Origin of the sequence: Phocaeicola faecicola (genome assembly GCF_013618865.1) — a bacterium.
GTDB classification, from domain to species: Bacteria; Bacteroidota; Bacteroidia; order Bacteroidales; family Bacteroidaceae; genus Phocaeicola; species Phocaeicola faecicola.
In genome coordinates this window covers 13,563-32,909 of the sequence record NZ_JABSOE010000007.1, presented here as the reverse complement: position 1 = coordinate 32,909, position 19,347 = coordinate 13,563, and the positions used below count along the sequence as shown (strand labels likewise).

At 50.7% G+C, this 19,347-nt stretch carries 15 protein-coding genes; 6 read left to right on the top strand and 9 right to left on the bottom strand.

The genetic code is table 11. The features are described from left to right. Positions 1-30 precede the first annotated feature (30 nt). Both H3001_RS03400 and H3001_RS03395 read left to right on the top strand, forming a co-directional pair. Positions 31-918, top strand: coding sequence for a YitT family protein (locus tag H3001_RS03400; RefSeq protein WP_178245042.1), 888 nt, complete (start codon positions 31-33; stop codon positions 916-918). A gap of 92 nt (positions 919-1,010) precedes the next feature. Continuing rightward, positions 1,011-1,598 (top strand): Crp/Fnr family transcriptional regulator, encoded by a 588-nt coding sequence (locus tag H3001_RS03395; protein ID WP_181214103.1) that lies wholly within the window; start codon positions 1,011-1,013, stop codon positions 1,596-1,598. Positions 1,599-1,700: 102 nt separating this feature from the next. Here the strand turns inward: H3001_RS03395 and H3001_RS03390 are convergent, their stop codons facing one another. The 3 genes from H3001_RS03390 to uvrA form a co-directional block, all read right to left on the bottom strand. Continuing rightward, positions 1,701-2,219: a cysteine hydrolase family protein gene (locus H3001_RS03390; RefSeq protein WP_181214078.1), complete on the bottom strand. Its 519-nt coding sequence runs from the start codon at positions 2,217-2,219 to the stop codon at positions 1,701-1,703. 23 nt (positions 2,220-2,242) lie between these two features. Continuing rightward, a complete protein-coding gene (gene ybaK / locus H3001_RS03385) occupies positions 2,243-2,731 on the bottom strand; it encodes a Cys-tRNA(Pro) deacylase (RefSeq protein ID WP_178245046.1) in 489 nt (162 codons plus the stop codon). A 128-nt stretch (positions 2,732-2,859) separates the two neighbouring features. After that, entirely contained in the window at positions 2,860-5,688 is a 2,829-nt protein-coding gene (gene uvrA / locus H3001_RS03380; RefSeq protein WP_181214077.1) for an excinuclease ABC subunit UvrA, read from the bottom strand. A gap of 79 nt (positions 5,689-5,767) precedes the next feature. Between uvrA and H3001_RS03375 the strand changes: the two genes are divergently transcribed. Genes H3001_RS03375 through H3001_RS03365 form a run of 3 tightly spaced genes read left to right on the top strand, consistent with a single transcriptional unit; the run spans position 5,768 to position 9,028 of the window. Then, positions 5,768-7,570: a LysM peptidoglycan-binding domain-containing protein gene (locus H3001_RS03375; protein WP_181214076.1), complete on the top strand. Its 1,803-nt coding sequence runs from the start codon at positions 5,768-5,770 to the stop codon at positions 7,568-7,570. Beyond that, a complete protein-coding gene (locus H3001_RS03370) occupies positions 7,570-8,268 on the top strand; it encodes a porin family protein (protein ID WP_181214075.1) in 699 nt (232 codons plus the stop codon). The genes H3001_RS03375 and H3001_RS03370 overlap by 1 nt, the downstream gene beginning before the upstream one ends. A 7-nt stretch (positions 8,269-8,275) precedes the next feature. After that, on the top strand, positions 8,276-9,028 hold the full coding sequence (locus tag H3001_RS03365; protein ID WP_181214074.1) for an exodeoxyribonuclease III: 753 nt from the start codon (positions 8,276-8,278) through the stop codon (positions 9,026-9,028). 166 nt (positions 9,029-9,194) lie between these two features. On the opposite strand, the gene H3001_RS03360 is transcribed toward H3001_RS03365, so the two are convergent. The 6 genes from H3001_RS03360 to hcp all read right to left on the bottom strand — a co-directional run bounded on the left by H3001_RS03360 (position 9,195) and on the right by hcp (position 18,466). Next, positions 9,195-10,079: a hypothetical protein gene (locus H3001_RS03360; protein WP_181214073.1), complete on the bottom strand. Its 885-nt coding sequence runs from the start codon at positions 10,077-10,079 to the stop codon at positions 9,195-9,197. 138 nt (positions 10,080-10,217) lie between these two features. After that, positions 10,218-14,108 carry an AAA family ATPase gene (locus H3001_RS03355; protein ID WP_181214072.1) on the bottom strand — a complete coding sequence of 1,297 codons (3,891 nt, stop codon included), beginning with the start codon at positions 14,106-14,108 and terminating at the stop codon, positions 10,218-10,220. Further along, positions 14,105-15,352, bottom strand: a complete 1,248-nt coding sequence (locus H3001_RS03350; protein ID WP_178245060.1) for an exonuclease SbcCD subunit D — start codon at positions 15,350-15,352, stop codon at positions 14,105-14,107. The genes H3001_RS03355 and H3001_RS03350 overlap by 4 nt, the downstream gene beginning before the upstream one ends. Before the next feature lie 89 nt (positions 15,353-15,441). Further along, positions 15,442-16,161 (bottom strand): TIGR02757 family protein, encoded by a 720-nt coding sequence (locus H3001_RS03345; RefSeq protein WP_178245062.1) that lies wholly within the window; start codon positions 16,159-16,161, stop codon positions 15,442-15,444. Between the two features lie 78 nt (positions 16,162-16,239). Further along, positions 16,240-16,704, bottom strand: coding sequence for a MaoC family dehydratase (locus H3001_RS03340; RefSeq protein ID WP_178245063.1), 465 nt, complete (start codon positions 16,702-16,704; stop codon positions 16,240-16,242). A 109-nt stretch (positions 16,705-16,813) separates the two neighbouring features. Then, positions 16,814-18,466: a hydroxylamine reductase gene (hcp, locus tag H3001_RS03335; RefSeq protein ID WP_178245065.1), complete on the bottom strand. Its 1,653-nt coding sequence runs from the start codon at positions 18,464-18,466 to the stop codon at positions 16,814-16,816. Positions 18,467-18,602: 136 nt separating this feature from the next. Between hcp and H3001_RS03330 the strand changes: the two genes are divergently transcribed. After that, positions 18,603-19,232, top strand: a complete 630-nt coding sequence (locus H3001_RS03330) for a Crp/Fnr family transcriptional regulator (protein WP_178245067.1) — start codon at positions 18,603-18,605, stop codon at positions 19,230-19,232. Positions 19,233-19,347: the final 115 nt, after the last annotated feature.

Here is a 19,347-nt window from a genome sequence, read left to right as displayed (position 1 = left end):
ATAACCCAACGATAAAGATTGAGCAAACTCATGAACCGAACAAATCCTATTTTTGCTCCACAGCAGATGCTGCGGGAAGTGAAAGATTATCTCACAATCACTTTGGGCATGCTGATGTATGCCATTGGTTGGACTGTTTTCCTTTTGCCGAGTGATATCCCTTCAGGTGCTGTTCCCGGTATAGCCTCCATAGTTTATTGGGCAGTAGGCTTTCCCGTACAATATACCTACCTTATCATTAACGCATCGCTGTTGCTGCTGGCACTGAAAATCCTGGGACTGAAATTCTGCCTGAAAACCATCTGGGCCGTCATCTCAATGACCGTGATTCTGGCAATCCTCCAACACTTCATCAAAGGAGGCATCATCCACGACCAGCCGTTCATGGCCTGCGTACTGGGAGCGTCCTTCTGCGGAGGCGGTATCGGAGTAACCTTCTCGGCCAACGGAAGCAGTGGAGGAACCGATATCATCGCAGCCATCGTAAACAAATACCGTGACATCTCGTTAGGAAGGGTCATCCTGCTCTGCGACCTGATCATCATCTCTTCAAGTTACCTGGTACTTCACGACTGGGAACGGGTGGTTTACGGTTATGTGGTGCTCTTTATTTCCAGTTTCGTACTGGACCAGGTGGTCAACAGTGCCCGTCAGTCTGTCCAGTTCTTCATCATTTCCACCAAATACGAGGAAATCGGACGAAGAATCAACAAAGACCTGCACAGAGGGGTTACCTTTATTGACGGAGTGGGCTGCTACACCAACAACAACGTGAAAATGATGTTTGTACTGGCCAAGAGAAGAGAATCGACTACCATCTTCCGCCTCATCAAAGACATTGATCCGAAAGCCTTCGTCTCACAAAGTGCCGTAATCGGTGTATTCGGAGAAGGATTTGACAAGATCAAAGTAAAATAACACAACTTGACTTCATTTATTGTCGGTCTGCCCCATTCTGATTTCCGAGATGGGCAAAGGAAGGGGCATTAACTATTTTTATTACAGATTCTATTATGACAAGCTTGGAAATTATACGCCGGATAGCCGCCGAATATCACATGCTGTTAAGCAAGGAAAGCGCACACCTTTTAGCCGACGTAATTATTTGCAGAAAATACAAGAAAGGCGAACGCATCCTGAATGAAGGTGATACCTGCAAATGCATGAGATACATCGAAAAAGGAATGACCCGGCAGTTTTACTATAAATACGATAAAGACTTAACCGAACACATCGCCTACGAAGGCGGACTGGTGATCTGCCTGGAAAGCTACCTGAAACAGGAACCTACGCGACTGATGATCGAGTCGCTCGAACCCGTCATCCTGTGGGAACTTTATAAAGAAGATTTTGAACGGCTGGCACTGGAACATGCGGACATCGGTCTTCTGTACAGAAAATTCTTTGAGGGCTCACTGATTGAATCACAGATCAAAGCCGATACCCTGCGTTTCGAACCGGCTCACGAACGGTACAACAAGCTGTTGCACCTGCATCCGGAGATTCTGAAAAGAGCTCCTCTGATATACATTGCCTCGCTGCTGCAGATGACCCCCGAGACATTGAGCCGGGTCCGCTCGTCGAGTCTGAACGGGTGAGACTCTTTCAAGGCAGAACAGAAATCCATAAAGAAATAAAAATAGCATGTGTAAATGACCACCGTTCATCTTACACATGCCATTCTTTTTTATAGGATACGATTACAGTCCCAGCACTTTCACCTGACACATTTTCATGGTTTCCAGCGCCTGACGGTGACTCTCGGGAGTTACCCCCGCGCAACAGAGAGCGTCTACGGCAACCGGCAGTTCGGGGAAAGCCGATTTAATCAGCAGGGCATTCGAAACGACACAAATATCCGTGCATACCCCGACCAGTTCCACTGCCTCCAGTCCGGGCAATGCCGCCAGGTGTTCCACCAGCTTCAGTGAGCCGAATCCGTGCTTTTCGATCAATGTAGCCTCATCGGTCAGCACCTCCGGTACAATCTCCCAGCCCCGGGTACCTTTCACACAATGCACTACAGGCAGGTTACGGCCTTCCTGAGTCTGCAGATAATCCGCGCTGTGCGTGTCCTGCGTATAGATGACCGGAAACTGTGAGGCACGATACTGCGCCACCTTATCGCGTACGTTTCCCACAATGCTGCGGGCCTCTTCGCTACCCAATGCCCCGTCAATGAAATCATATTGCATATCGACCACAATCAGTGCTTTCATATTCTCCTCCATTTTTAATGTAATCAATCTTCAAACAAAGCGCAGACCTCCGCACGGCTCACCCGTATCAGGTCGGCAGGAGCAATCTTTATCTGCAAGCCGCGCACCCCGCCACTCACATAAATATAAGGGAACTGCTCACAAGTATGATGAATGTAAGTCGGAAAATGCTTCTTCATGCCGATGGGCGAACATCCGCCACGGATGTATCCGGTAAGCGGAAGCAGTTCCTTCATCGGAATCAGGTCGCATTTCTTATTGCCCGACACCTTAGCCGCCAGTTTCAAGTCCACCTCGTGCTCTCCGGGAATCACACAGACAAAGTATCCGGACTTGTCTCCATGCAATACCAGGGTCTTGAACACCTGTTCGATATTTTCTCCCAGTGTGGCAGCTACATGCACACAACTCAAATCGTTTTCATCGACTTCATACGGAACCAGTTCGTAGTTGATTTTATCCTTATCCAACAGTCGGGCCGCATTAGTCTTTGCTATTTTTTCCTTTCCCATAATTATGCTATTTTATTTTCTGCCCCGGCATTCCGGCCACAGGCATTTACGTTCACACATCAACAGCCGGGCGGCACCCGGCCACCCGCCTCCGGTCTTTCTCCCGGATTACCTTCACGACAGAGTCATTACAGTCCCAGTTCCTCGCGCACGAAAGCCGGCGTATACCCCTTATCAGAAAGAGCCACCTCCTCCGGTGTGCCGCAAGTAAGCAACTGTCCTCCTCCTTTTCCGCCTTCCGGTCCCATGTCAATCAGGTAATCGGCCACTTTAATCACATCCAGGTTATGCTCAATCACAATCACCGTATTTCCCTTGTCCACCAGACGGTTCAAGACACTCAGCAACACACGGATATCCTCGAAATGAAGTCCCGTAGTCGGCTCATCCAAGATATAGAGCGTCTTGCCCGTATCGCGTTTCGACAGTTCGGTAGCCAGTTTCACACGCTGGCTCTCTCCTCCCGACAGCGTCGTAGAAGGCTGTCCCAGCTTGATATAACCCAGACCGACTTCCTGCAACACCTTGATTTTATTCAATATCTGCGGTACATTCTCAAAGAACTCCACTGCCCGGTTGATGGTCATATCCAGCACATCGGCAATGGACTTACCCTTATAACGCACCTCCAGGGTCTCTCGGTTATAGCGCTTGCCGTGGCAGACCTCACAAGGTACAAGTACGTCCGGCAGGAAATTCATCTCAATGGTCTTATAACCGTTTCCGCCACAAGTCTCGCAGCGGCCGCCCGAAACATTGAACGAGAAGCGTCCCGGCTTGTACCCGCGGATTTTGGCTTCCGGAAGACTCACAAAAAGATTACGGATATCCGAAAACACCCCGGTATAAGTGGCCGGATTAGAACGTGGAGTACGTCCCAGCGGAGACTGGTCGACATTCACCACCTTATCAATATATTCCAGACCCTCAATGGAATCGTATGGCAGCGGCTCCTGCAAGGACCGGTAAAAATGCTGCGAAAGTGCCGGTTGCAGGGTATCATTGATCAAGGTCGACTTTCCGCTTCCCGAAACTCCCGTCACACAGATCAGTCTGCCCAAAGGAAACTCCACATCCACATTCTTCAGGTTGTTTCCACGGGCTCCGCGCAGCCACAAAGACTTTCCGTTTCCTGTTCTCCGCTTTTCAGGCACCTCTATTTTCATCCGTCCGTCCAGGTAACGGGCCGTCAGGGTATCTGTCTTCATCATCTCCTCAGGAGTACCGGCAAAGACCACCTCTCCTCCCAGACGACCGGCCTTCGGACCCATGTCCACAATGTAATCGGAAGCCAGCATCATGTCTTTGTCGTGCTCTACCACCACCACGGAATTACCCAGGTCACGCAATTCCTTCAGGGAGTGAATCAGGCGGATGTTATCCCGCTGATGCAATCCGATACTCGGCTCATCCAGGATGTACAGCACATTGACCAGCTGTGAGCCGATCTGGGTAGCCAGACGGATACGCTGACTCTCCCCGCCCGACAGGCTGACCGACGAGCGGTTCAACGAAAGGTAATCCAGACCGACATCCAGCAAGAACTTCAGACGGGTACGGATTTCCTTCAGGATTTCCGCGGCAATCAGCCGCTGCTTGTTGTCCAGATGCTCCTCCACATGCATCAGCCATTCATACAACTCGCTGATATCCATCACCGAAAGTTCGTATATATTCTTGTCGTGCAAGCGGAAATGCAAGGCCTCCTTATTCAGGCGTGCCCCCTTACATTCCGGACACACATCCGTTTTGGCAAACTGTTCCGCCCATTTCCGTGCAGTGGCCGAAGCCTCCTTCTCCTGCATCATCTGGATGTATTTCACAATGCCTTCGTAAGTCACGAAATAATCGGACGAAGCATGTATGAGCGAACTCTTGATTTTCAAGCGCTCGTCGGAGCCATACAGGATGTCGTTCACCGCATCCTCGGGCAACTGCTCCACCGGTGTCTTCAGCGTCGCCTCATATTTCTCGAGCAAGGCTTCAAGCTGCCAGAAAATCATTACGTTCTTGTATTTTCCCAAAGGAGCCACAGCCCCCTCGTACAGTGAAAGCGAGCGGTCGGGAATCACCTTGTCCACATCGATCAGATTCACATATCCCAATCCCTTGCAACGCGGACAAGCCCCCTGAGGAGAGTTGAACGAAAAATTATGCGGTGCCGGTTCCTTGTACGACAATCCGGTGACCGGGCACATCAGGCGCTTGCTGTAATGACGCACACTCTCCGTCTGCGCATCCAGGATCATGATCAGCCCGTCGCCCTGCTGCATGGCCGTAGCCACACTCTGCTTCAACCGCTTTTCCTCCTTCTCGGTCACCACCGTCTTGTCGATGACCACCTCAATGTTATGGTTCTTGTAGCGGTCGAGCTTCATGCCGTGCACAATCTCCTGCACCTCTCCGTCGACACGCACATACAGATATCCTTTCTTCCGGATCTGCTCGAACAGCTCCTTGTAATGTCCCTTACGCGTACGCACCAGCGGAGCCAGTATATAAATCCGTTTTCCCTTATAGTCGCGATGTATCAGATCCAGGATCTGCTCTTCGGTATACTTCACCATTTTCTCTCCGGAAATATACGAATAAGCCGTTCCCGCACGAGCAAACAGCAAACGCAGATAATCGTAAATTTCGGTCGTAGTCCCCACCGTAGAGCGCGGATTCTTGTTGGTAGTCTTCTGTTCGATGGAAATCACCGGACTCAGTCCCGTAATCTTGTCCACATCCGGGCGTTCCATTCCCCCCAGGAAATTACGGGCATACGCCGAGAAAGTTTCAATATACCTACGCTGTCCCTCGGCAAAGATTGTATCGAAAGCCAGCGAAGACTTTCCACTTCCGCTCAACCCCGTAATCACAGTCAACGCATCCCGCGGAATCTCCACATCTATATTTTTCAGGTTGTGTACACGAGCCCCCTGCACACTGATTCTTTCTTTTCCTTCTTCCATATCCTTAAAATAGATGATATCTTTGCAAAGATAATGCTTTTTTTTGTACTTTTGCTTCTCAATAAATTAGATGCGGAAAATGAAATTCATTCAGACAATTTGCCTTTCACTGGCTCTTATGGCCGGCAGTCCAAACCTTACGGTGCAGGCTCAGAAAAGCGCCGAATATTTCTTACATACAGTAACCAAAGGCCAGAGCCTTTATTCCATAGCAAGCATGTACAATGTATCGGTAGACGACATTGTACGCATCAACCCCGGCAGCAAGGAACTGATCCGGGAAGGACAGTCGTTGAAGATTCCACAGAAATCGGACAACAACTCCCAGCAAGGTCAGTTTCATACCATCCAGGCAGGAGAAACCCTGTATCAGCTGACGGTAAAATACAACATTACCGCAGAAGCCATCTGCAAGGCAAATCCGGGACTGAGCGCCAGCAACTTCCGGATAGGACAGGTCATCGTCATTCCGCCGCAGAACAGTACGGAAATCGCTATCCAAGAAGAAATTACCAAGGAACTGGCCGCTGCCGAGACTCCGAAGAAAGAATGGAAAGACATGCACAAGGTGCAGCGGAAGGAAACCATATTCAGCATCAGCCGCGAATACGGAATCACCGAAGAGGAACTGATTGCGGCCAATCCGGAACTGCGGACAGGCAAACTGAAAAAAGGCACCTTCCTTTTCATTCCTTATCCGAAACAAAGTGAAAGCACTGCAACCAGTGACATACTCTCACAGGGAAAGACACCAAGCAACGAAGAACTGTTCAGCAAAAACAGCGTTGCCCCGAAGCGCTATCAGACCATCCGCACCGCCCTCATCCTTCCGTTCAGCAGCAGCCGTGCCGGAGCATCGGAAGAGCAGTCGCGCATGGTGGAATTCTATGAGGGTTTCCTCATGGCAGCCGACAGTCTGAAACGACAGGGAATTTCCCTTGACATCCATACCTTCGATTCCAAAGGCAAAGCCTCGGAAGTCAGTGCCATCCTTGCCCAAAGCAAGATGAAAGAGATGGATATCATTTTCGGCCCGGTCAACCAGGAAGCCATTCCTCTGCTGGCCGACTTCGCCGACAAGCACGATATCCGTCTGGTCATTCCTTTCTCACCGAAAGTAGACCAGGTTTTCAAAAATCCGCACATTTACCAGATCAATACTCCGCAGTCTTACCTCTACTCGGAAGTCTATGAGCATTTTATCCGTAAATTCGGCAGGTCGAATGTCGTATTTGTGGAAGACGGAAGCAGCGACAGCGAAAAAGCGGAATTCATCAAAGGCATGAAAAACGGACTGAAGGAAAAAGGAATTTCCTACAAGCAGGTCCGCATCGGTACCGAAATCGATCCGACGAAGGTCATCGCCGCCATGGATACCCTGCAGGAAAACATCTTCATCCCCACTTCAGGAAGAAGCAGTGCACTCAACAAGATTCTGCCTCACCTGACGATGGTACGGAGAGAGCATCCGAATTTCAACATGCACCTGTTCGGTTACCCGGAATGGCAGACTTACACCCAGGATTTTCTGGCCAACTTCTATGAGCTGGATACCTATTTCTATTCGTCATTCTATACCAACAACCTGTTCCCGGCAGCCATCCAGTTTACGCATGCCTACCGGCGCTGGTACAGCAAGGACATGGCCAACACCTTCCCCAAATACGGAATGCTGGGATTCGACATCGGATATTATTTCCTGAAAGGGCTGGCTCAGCAGGGCAACAAGCTGGAGGAAAACTTAAACCGCATCCAGGTTACCCCGATACAGACCGGATTCAAGTTTGAACGGGTAAACAACTGGGGAGGATTCATCAACCGGAAAGTCTTCTTCGTGCACTTTACTAAAGATTTTGAACTCATAAAACTGGATTTTGAATAATGAGACCAAGCATACGAAAAATTCTGCTGTCAATCGGTGTGATTACCCTGACTGCCCTGCCGCTGAAAGCCCAGCTTCAGGACCAGCGGCGCAACTTTTCCGTGGGAATAACCGGCGGCGTCAATCTCAGTTCCATGAGTTTTGAGCCCCAGATCAAGCAGGCCAGTTTCATTACGCCATCTTTTGGTATTACGGGACGCTACATCTCTGAAAAGTATTTCAAGATGATCTGCGGTATCCAGGCAGAAATCAACTTCTCCCAAAGAGGATGGAAGGAATCCATTGAGGATGAAAGCGGAGAAAGCTACCAGCGCACGATGAACTACATAGAAGTGCCGCTGATGGCCCACCTGGCTTTCGGAAAAGACAAAGGAAACGGAGCCCGCTTCGTACTGAATCTCGGTCCGCAGTTCGGCTTCCTCCTTGGAGAAAACGAAAAGACCAGTGCATCCTGGCACCCCGACATGCGGCCGGTAAGGGAACAATACGGGAAAATGGCGGAAAACAAGCTGGATTACGGAATCGTAGGCGGAGGCGGACTGGAAGTCCGGACAGGCATCGGACATTTCATCCTGGAAGCGCGCTACTATTTCGGATTGAGCGACATCTACCACAATGCGAAAAAAGATTATTTCTCACGTTCTGCCCATTCGTACATCGGGGGCAGACTCACTTATTTATTTGACATAAAGAAATAAAAGACTCATGAAACTGATTTCTTGGAATGTAAACGGGCTGAGAGCCTGCTGCGACAAAGGGTTCCGTGAAGCCTTTACCAAACTGGATGCCGACTTTTTCTGCCTGCAGGAAACAAAGATGCAGGAGGGACAGTTGGACTTGTCTTTCGACGGATACCAGTCTTACTGGAATTATGCTGAAAAAAAAGGATATTCGGGTACAGCGATTTTTACCCGTCACCAGCCGTTAAATGTAACCTACGGACTGGGAATAGATGAACATGACCACGAAGGCCGTGTCATCACCCTGGAAATGGAGGACTTTTATCTGGTGACAGTGTATACCCCCAATTCACAGGACGGATTAAAGCGTCTGGATTACCGCATGACCTGGGAAGAAGCTTTCCTCGACTACCTCAAAAAGCTGGATGCACAAAAGCCGGTGATCGTGTGCGGCGACCTGAATGTGGCACACAAGGAGATTGACTTGAAGAACCCGAAGAGCAACCGGAAAAATGCCGGCTTTACCGATGAGGAACGCGAAAAGTTCCAGGTACTGCTGGATGCCGGCTTTATTGATACCTTCCGCCACTTCTATCCGACTCAGGAAAACATTTATTCGTGGTGGTCGTACCGCTTTAAAGCCCGCGAGAAGAATGCAGGGTGGCGTATCGACTATTTTCTGACCTCGGCACGTCTGGCAGACCGGCTGGAAGATGCGAAGATTCATACCGAGATTTTCGGATCGGACCACTGCCCGGTGGAAGTCACCCTGAAATAACAACTGACAGAAAAGACGCATCTTCGTGGAAAGGCCGTCATGATACCGGCCGGAAACAGCACCACGGAGATTATCCCCACACAAATCCCTCCAAAGGTATCCTTACGGAAGATTCCTTTGGAGGGATTTTCATTATTTACAATACAAACTTTCCAATAAAATCCGATTACTCTTCACCGGCCAGTACATGGAAGCCTCCCCAAGTGACGGTTTCCATGAAATAAGCGACTCTGGCCTGCTCCGGAAGCTGCTGAAGTACGTCTTCGGGACAGGCAGCAGTAATATCTTCCACCCAATATTGTGAAACCGGTCCAGTCTCGCGCGAACGGTTCAGGTCGGGATTCAAATACAGACGGTGCACCTCTCCCTCGCAGGAAACAAGGAAACATTCCATCGGTTCCCCCATCAGCTGTTCATCGTATCCGAACCGATAAGTGCCTTCTACAGACTCTCCCGACATCGGATTCCGGGTCCACTTCACCGTTCCCTCTTCTCCTTCCAGCAGCCAATGCTCCACATTCTGCGGAATGAAAGTCAGCGTACCTCCTTCTTCCATTGGCCGATAGCCTTGCAGAGCCTCTGCCACCATCGACTGCAACGCCTCATCCGCAATCACGTTCCCGTTCAGAATGGCCTTGACAGCCGTTTTTCCGGTAGCCGCACACTCAATGCTTCCCAGTCCGGTATAGACCCACAAGCCTGCCTGATTCCCTTTTTCATCGCTTACCATGACAACGGCACGTCCCTCCTTCTCACCACAGGACAACCGCAGGCGGTCGCCGACAATTTCTACACGGACAATTTCCACATCGGACGTAGCCGCCTGGTAAGCCCCCTTTCCATAGGCAATGCCCACCTCAGCCGTTTCACGCCCGTTCATGAAAAGCGTCACTTCACTGACAGCGTTGGTACAAGTCCCGACTTCCTCAATCAGTGAAGAACCGGAATAAAACACGATATCGGCCTGATCGTCCTCACAAGCCGAGAAGAGGACTGCCACTCCCAAAAGCAGCACACCCCCCAACCATTCAAACAGTTTTCTTCGTTTCATACCCCGTATATTATGACAATTCCGAAACAAATGTATTCACTCTTTTACAAATATACACATTTTTTATTGACTCAGTTGTCAAAAAAACAGAAATTATTTCATTCAAATTCCTGTTTTTCAACGGGAATTCCCATCGGCTCACTGATTTCCACAGGAGATCGTCAGTGCGCTCCGGCCTCCGCTTCCCATCTTCACCACCTGAATCTGTGTACGTATCCGCTCCTTCATTTCAGCCGTGTGACTGATTACACCTACTTTCTTACCCTGCATGGAGTGCAGACTCGACAAGGCATCAATCACCAGGTTCAGGCTACTGCTGTCCAGGGTCCCGAAACCTTCATCCACGAACAGGTTGCCCATCGGAATGTTGCGGGAGGACAACGACGACAAGCCCAATGCCAGTGCCAGACTGACCAGAAAGGTCTCTCCTCCCGACAGGGAACTGATGTTACGTACCTCATCGCCCCTGTCATGGTCGATGACACGGATTCCCAGCGAATCGGGTACCTGTTCCAGACTGTACCTGCGATTCAACAGACGAAGCTGTTCATTGGCCTGGCGGATCAGGAAACGAAGCGTAAAGCACTGGGCCGTTTCCCGGAACTTATCTCCGTTGGCATTTCCCAGGATATCATTCAGTTCCTTCCAGTTTCGGTAATCTTTCTCCTTCGCAGTCAACTCCTCCTGAAAGGCCTGTATCTGTGCCACACTGTGACGATGGGCCACCAGAATACCTCCCGTCAGCTGACGTTCCTTATCCAGTTCCTCGATTTTCTGCTGGATATCAGTAAGCTGTTGCCGAAGGCCCTCACGAGGATCGGCTTCCTCATGCGGAGAAAGCATCCAGCCCCGTGCCGCTCCAGCCTTCAAATGAACTGCCAGCTGTTTTTCATGGGCTTCCTTTCTTCCCAGGCACAATTTGACTTCTTCATCCGCCTGACGGATGTCCTCACGAACCTTCGTCCATTTGTCCGACGAAGCAAAACAGTCGCGCAGCCAGTCGACCGTAAGCAGTTCCTGTCCTTCCGGTTCAACTGCCGGTACATTCACCTTATCCGAATGATTCAACAACCGGCCATTGTACTCCTCAATGAAAGTCCATACCTGCCTGCAAGCCTCTTCGTGTGCACTTGCCTTTTCAGCCAACTGCCCCTCCATTGCCCGGAGCTTACCCCGTTCATGCTGGTGCCGTTCCGTCAGTTCATTCAATACTTTCTCGGCCTGCGCCACCTTTCCTTCCTTCTCGGTCAACTGCAATCCCCAGTTCCGCTCCAACTCATCGGGCTCCACTCCCCCCAGCAAATCTTTCCACTGCTTCTCCTGGCAACGGATTTCTTCAGATTCCTTTTCCAGTTCCTTCTCTCCCTGCTGAATTTCCAACTGCAAGCCTTCCAGTTGTGACTGTTGCGATCGGATCAATGCCTGCCGTTCGCCGACCGTACCTAAGGTTTCCTGAAGCAAAGTCTGCGTCTTCCGGAACTTCTCGGCCATAGCCTGCAAGCGCTGTATGCAGGCAACCGCATCCGCATCAAACTCCTCGCTCCATCCGGGCAGCGCAATCTGTACACACAATTGCTCATGAAGGTCGGCCGCAGCACGCTGCAAATCCGACAGTTCCGATTTCCGCTGTTCGCACTTTCCGTTCCGTTGCTGCCATTCCGACTGGCTCCGGTGTAAACGTTCCTGTACCTGCACCTGTTTCAGGTTCTGCTCATCATACTGCTTCCGCCATGCTCCCAGTTCCTTCTGAAGCGCCAGATAACCGTTGACCTGTGCCCGAAGCTGCTTGCCACGGACTACCGTTTCGGCCTTCTTCCTTCCCATCAGTTCTCCCCAATCTGTAGACAAAGCCGTTTCCAGCACCTCCGTGAGTTTCGAAGGAAGTTCCGGACATTTTACCGCTTCCCGCTCCCACTCGGCAACCGTATCCGCCCAGCGAGTTTCCAGCTGCTGCAGTCCGGTACGATGAGCCGCCAACTGTCCCTTCACGGTTGCAAGCCGGATCAGCAGGCCATCGGGCACCCTGTCCAGCAAAACCTTCAACTGTTCCATCCTTTCCCTGCGCTGGTCCAACTCTTTCTTAATGGGCAGCAATACATTCTCCACTCCCTCGGCATAAGGATGATGCGTAGAGCCGCATACCGGACAAGGCTGATCCGGTTGCAGAGAAGCACGCAAATCAGCAGCAGTCCGCCCACTGACCAACTGATAGGCTTCTTCCAGTCCCGGTAGCAACTGTTGAATCGTCGCCTGCTCCTGCTGCAATACAGCCACCTCTTCCTCCAGTTGGGCAGTCTGCTTTTCTCCGGCAAGTACCTCCTCCTGTTTCCGTTTCTGTTCCTGCTGCAACAGACAAGCCCCCTGATACATCTTTTCGAGGGCCTCCCAGGTCTTGTACACCTCCGTTACCCCCTCCAGGTCCTGCTGCAACCGCTCCAAATCCTGTTCAGCCAATTCCCGTTGCCGAAGGCTCATGTGCTCATGCAACTGAGCCAGCTCCTCCGCACTTTTCTTCAAAGCCTGCTCCATTTCCTCCATGGCCTTTTGCTGCTCCTGAAGCCTGTTCCCCTCTTCCTCGATGGCCTTGGACTCCTTCTGGCAACGCTCCTTCCATTGCAGCAATTGCGTCAGACGCTCGGCGATGACTCCCATATTCTCCCACACCGGACGATACGGTTCCTGTTCCTCCAGCCAATGAGCCGCCTCTTCCCTCACGCGAAGCAGACCATCCAGTTCCACCTGGTTTTTCTGTTTCTCCAGTGAAATCGTCTCATACTTCTGCCTGCGCTTCTTCCAGTCCGCCGTCTGCCGGTCGACCTGCTCCCGGCGCGTATTCACTTCCGTCCGTATCCGGCGGGCCTCCTTCAGTTTCGGAAGCCATCCTTCCCACGCATTACGGGTTTCCATCCATTCCTTCCGGAATTGCTCCACCCGTTCCTTCTCCTTCTGAACCTGTTCCTCCCGGGAGAGTACTTCGTGCTGCAACTGATCCCTGTCTACGGACAATTTTCCGACTTCCTTTTCCAGCGACACACTGTTCTGAAAGACATCCCGTATCGAAGCGACCGCTTCCACCCGCTGCAATTCCCTGCGCTGGGGCAACAAACCACCGGCATGCTCCATGGCGTGCTTCCATTTCTGTTCCTCGGCTTCCAAGGCCGTTTTCAGCGTCTCCAGTCCATTGTACCACTGCAACTGCTCATCTATTTTCAAGGCACGCTGACGTTCTTCCTGAATATTTTTCTCCTGCACTTCGAGCAGGGCCGTCGTCTTATCCAATTCCTCCTGATCCAGGCGATGTACCGCAAATGCCTTGACCTGATCGGACAGCAGGCGGTAACCCTCTTCCGCCTGTTTGTAAAACTCATAAATCTTCCGGGCAATCGACGTATACAGTTCGGTACCTGTCAGTTTTTCCAGCAATACCGCCTTATCCTTGTCGTCTGCCTTCACAAAATTGGCAAAGGAATTCTGCGCCAGCATGACTGTCCGGGTAAACTGACCGTAATCCAGTCCGATAATACGGTCGAGTGCCTCGTTATTCACATTCTTGTGTCCCCGCTTCTGGCGCTTTCCTTCCGTTATGTCTACTTCCTTTTCTACCATCCGTCCATGCGGATCGGCCTCTATCCGGAACAGCCTGCGTACCGGACGGCTATAATTGACACGGGCCACCGAACAGGACCAGCGGGCCCGGTAGCGGAAACCGTCACGTGCCAGGAAACAGACTTCTGCCCAGCAGTCCTTCATCCCTTTCCGCAAGATATTGCGCGGGTCATCCGGCTCCAGTACCTTGTCATTATCCGGTTTCTCCGTATTGTAATAATCAAAGTTATCCGCCCCATAGAAACGGGGAGCCAGTCCGTACAGTGCCAGACAGACAGCGTCCAGCACCGTCGACTTACCGCTTCCGGTCTCACCGACAATGGAGAACAGGTCCGCACTCTTAAGCGGTTCACTCTCCAGGTCAATCACCTGCTCTCCCTCAAAGGAAGCCAGATTATACATTCCGATTCTCAGTAACTTCATTCTTCATCCTCCTTTCTTGCTGCCTCAATGGCCCGGTTGGCCAAGGCCACCAGTTCTTCACGCATCTCACACTTGTGCCGGCTCAGGTAACTTTTCCGAATCACTTCCAACGGGTTCTTCGTCAGCAGATCATCCACTGACTCCAGCACCTCTCCGGTTTCATTCTCCAACTGCGTCCGGTAAAAGATGGCCGTCCGGCACAATCGTACCCCCTTGCCATCCAGCGCCTCCTCAATCTGCTTATTGATTCCTTGTACAGGCGTATCCAGCAACACATTCACTTCCAGATAAGGCATATGAGCCTCCACACCTTCCTCCCCGGCATCGGGTAATTTACTCAATACCTCAATTACCTCCGGAAGCAAAGCCGGTTTCTCCGGAAGTGAGCGAAGCGGATGCAACAATGTGTATTCATGAAAACAAGGCTCTCCGGCCAGTTCGCCACCCGAAAAGGTCAGACTCACTGCCCCATGCCGGTACATACGCTCCGTAAACGACATCGGAAGCGCACTCCCCGGATAGAACCAGTTGCTCCGGTTCCCCAGTTTCTGCCGCCGGTGCAAATGCCCCAGTACCACAGCCCCGACTTCACATTCCACCCGACTCATGTCCACTCTCTCGGCCCCTCCGATGACCACCCGTTCCGAAGACCCTTCAGCAATCTCCGCACCGGTAGCATATAGATGAGCCATGAGCAACACAGCCTCATCCGGACGCTTCTTCCTGCCCGCAGCCTGTAGCGCACGGTTCAGAAAATCGGAAACCCCTTCTGCATACGACATGCCACGCACAAAATCTCCGTCGCGCAGATACGGCACCGCCACTATCCACGCCCGTTCCTGAGCCTCCTTTCCTCCTGTAACCGGAACCAGCAGGTTATCCCAGTCCACCTCACCTTCCGGCAAGCGACGGACAACTCCCCGAACATATACCCGATGCCGCTCCAGCATCTCACGCGGAGCCTCCAGACGTGCGGCCGAGTCATGATTTCCCGCAATGATAACCGTCTGCAAAGCCGGAAAACGTTCATTCAGCCGGTTCAGAAAAGAATAATACAGTTCCTGAGCCGCAGCCGAAGGATTGCTGGAATCAAACACGTCCCCGGCTATCAGCAAGACATCCGCCTCTTCCCGCTGCACACAATCCAACAGCCAGTCCAGATAATGCGCATGCTCCTCCATACGGTCGAAACCGTGGAAACAGTTTCCCAAATGCCAGTCTCCCGTTGCCAATATTTTCATCATACTCCTCTACAAATTAAACCCGATTCAGATATTATTTATTACGATTTCCCCATAGGTCAGCCCACAAGAGAATTCCGTTCCTAAAGTTATCATTTTTCCTCCAATGCAGGATGATTTACCCCATAACCAAATAAAGCAAAATCACCCAGACAAGGATCTGCCGGAAAAATCTCCGACAAGACCTGCGTAATCCGCTTTGCAGCCGCAAGTGAAAAGACAGGCCGCTCAATCAGTCCCAGCTGCCAGGCCATCCGGCACACATGAGTATCCAGCGGAATAATCAGCTCAGCCGGATCCATCTGCCTCCAGATACCGAAATCGACTTCCGAATCCCGGCGGACCATCCACCGGAGAAACATATTCAGCTTTTTCTGCGGACTACGGTCGGATACTCCCAGAAAAGCGCACAGGCGCTGCATCGGAATGCCCGGATAGCGCATCAGCCAGTCGCCGAGCGTGGTATGATGACGATAGACCTCATACAGTTTTTCCCAATATTCCCGAAAGGCCCCGTACGAAACCATCCGGTAAAAACTGCGCCCGTCTCCTGCCGGGAAATCCTTTTCCCACTCCTTCGACAAAAGATACTTCAGCGGAGCCTGTCCCATCCTTTCATCCAGTTCGTTCACTTTCTTCAAAATCTGCTTGCGGTTGCCGAAACTCAGCAAAGCCGTCAGCAGTCCACAGATCTCAATGTCTTCCGCCTGCGTATAGCGGTGCGGAAACTGTACCGGGTCGGACACGATAAAAGAAGCCCGGTGATACTCGTCCGCCCATGCACGCAACTGTTCAATGTCTTTCTCTGTCATACAAAAAACAAGGCACAGACTCCATCTTTCCTCAAAATGGGTTCTGTGCCTCCATATACTTTTTAAATAATTACTCCATTAATTGAAATAATACAAGAACGTAGCAATACCTTCAAGTGCTTTCTTCTTCTGTCCTTCTATTTCAATGGCAAACTTGATTTCAGCCTTTGCAGTACCGCGGAGGTTTACCAATGAGTGCAGATCAGCCGTCATGCGGATACGCTGTCCCGACAACACAGCCTGACCGAACTTCATCTTGTCCATTCCGTAATTTACCATCATCTTCAGGTTATTCACTTCGATAATCTGATTCCAGAAATAAGGAAGCAACGAAAGTGTCAGGTAACCGTGAACAATCGTGCTCTTGAACGGACTCTCTACCTTTGCACGTTCCACATCCACATGAATCCACTGATGATCCAATGTAGCATCTGCAAACTGATTGATGCGTTCCTGTGAAACTTCCAGCCATTCAGATACTCCAATCTGCTGTCCCAATAATTTTTCAAACTCTTCGTACGAGTTAATCACTACTTTATCCATATATTCTTTTTTTGAAAATACCAATGAATGGACAAAGATAAAAAAATCCTGAGTTATTCCCTCCAGTTTTGAAAAGTAAATTACCCAACCGGACAGTTTCACTGACAAATCATACCAGTCCCATCTTTTTCAAGTCCTCATCCACAGAAGTAATTCCAGATATTCCGAAGTGATCCACCAGCACCTTCGCTACATTCGGCGACAAAAAGGCCGGCAAGGTAGGTCCCAGGTGAATATCCTTTACTCCCAGACTCAGCAGTGCCAGCAGTACGATTACCGCTTTCTGCTCATACCAGGCAATGTTATAGACAATCGGCAGCTCATTCACATCCTCCAGCCCGAACACCTCCTTCAGTTTCAGGGCGATTACGACCAGCGAATAACTGTCATTGCACTGTCCGGCATCGAGTACACGGGGAATGCCATTGATGCTTCCCAAAGGCAGTTTGTTGTATTTATATTTTGCACAGCCCGCAGTCAGAATCACCGTATCCTGCGGCAAGGCCTGAGCAAACTCCGCGTAATAATTACGGCTTTTCATCCGTCCGTCACAGCCGGCCATGACCACAAACTTACGGATAGCCCCGCTCTTCACTGCCTCCACAATCTCACCGGCAAGCTGCAAAGCCTGATGATGCGCAAATCCACCCACAAGCTCTCCCCTTTCGAGTTCCACAGGAGCCGCACACGTCTTGGCCAGCGCAATCACTTCCGAGAAGTCCTTATGTCCTTCGTGATCAGCCTGAATATGACGGCATCCCGGATAGCCGGTTGCATTCGTAGTAAAAATCCGGTCTTTATACACCGCATTCTCCGAAGGCGGCACGATACAGTTGGTCGTAAAGACAATCGGACCATTGAAAGAAGCAAACTCCTCACGCTGCTTCCACCAGGCATTTCCGTAATTACCCACAAAATGCTCATAACGCTTGAAGGCCGGATAATAATGTCCCGGCAACATCTCACTGTGGGTATACACATCCACTCCTGTTCCCTCGGTCTGGCGCAGCAACTCTTCCAGATCACGCAAATCATGGCCGCTGATCAGAATACCCGGATTGCTTCGGACCCCCAGGTTCACCTTTGTCACTTCCGGATGACCATACCTCTCCGTATTGGCCTTGTCCAGCAGTGCCATTACCCGCACACCATATTCTCCGGTCTTCAGCACCAGCGCCACCCATTCTTCAGCCGTAAGACGGTCCAAAGCCGTTTCCGCCAGCGCCTGCTGCATGAATGCATGAAGTGCTTCATCCGAGTGTCCCAACCGAATGGCATGTTCGTGATATGCTGCCATTCCCTTCAGACCATACACCAGCAACTCTTTCAACGAGCGGATGTCTTCGTTTTTCTCTCGGAGAACACCCACCGTAGCCGATTTGGAATCAAACTCCTCCGCTGTCCCGTTCCAGTCCAGTTCGTCCTTTTCCGGCAAGGCCAGCCCCTTCTCCCGTGCCTGCGCCTTCAACCTGTCGCGCAAGACCAGTCCTTTCCGCACCCGCTTCAGGATGCTCTCATCATCGAAATTCGCATTCGTAATCGTAGCAAACAGTGCATCTGTCACAAACAGATTCACCTCCTCTTCCACCACCAGCCGGTTATTGCGCAACACATCTGCTGCCACAGCTACCCCACGAACCACAAACAACAGCAGGTCCATGTACCGGGCTGTCGTACTTTCTTTTCCACACACACCTTTCAGGACACATCCGCTACCCTTCGCAGCTTCCTGGCACTGAAAACAAAACATACTTCCTTCCATTGTTATTCCTGTTTCTAATTGTAAATTCCTATTTTATTATTCGCAGTTTTTTCATTAAGTTTGTGCAAAGATGAACAATCATCAGGAGATAGATTGTCACCTATGTTACAACTCCATAAAAAAAATCAACCCCGTCATGAAAATAGAAAAACTGATGCAGCTCCCCTTATTCGGCGGATGCTCCCCCGATAAACTTCAACAACTGCTGGAGGAGGCCCCCAACCGTATCCAGCATTATTCGCCAGGAGATTTCATTGCCCGCCAGGGAGATGTATGCCGTTCGCTTTACCTTCTGCTCGAAGGCACCGTAATGGCACAGATGGAAAACGAAGAAGGAAAACAGCTGACCATCGACTGGCTGGAAGCCCCCGAAATACTGGCTCCCGCCTTTATTTATGCTTCCGACAACCGCTTCCCCGTCAGTGCACAGGCCACGGCCGAATGCGAAGTCCTGATCATGGACAGCAGACGGTTCAGTGATTTCATGCACGAACAATCCGCCGTAATGAAAAATTTCATCCGGATGATATCCGATAGAAGTCTGTTCTTAAGCCGGAAACTGAACGAGTTCGCCCTTCAGAGTCTGAAATCCCGCCTGATGAACTACCTCAGCATCCACGGAAAAATCGACAACCAGCAGAAAGTGGCCTTCATTCTCGGAGTAGCTCGTCCCTCACTGGCCAGAGCCCTGTCCGAACTGGCAGGAGAAGGACGCATCAGCATCTCGGGAAAGCGCATCATTTTAAATGAATCGGCTTCAGACTAGATACACCTTCTATTTACCTTTTCTGCGGTCAACAAATATTTCTACTCTGAAAATTGAAAGAAATTCCGGTCTTTTTACTTTTTTTACTACCTTTGAACAAATCAAACACACAATA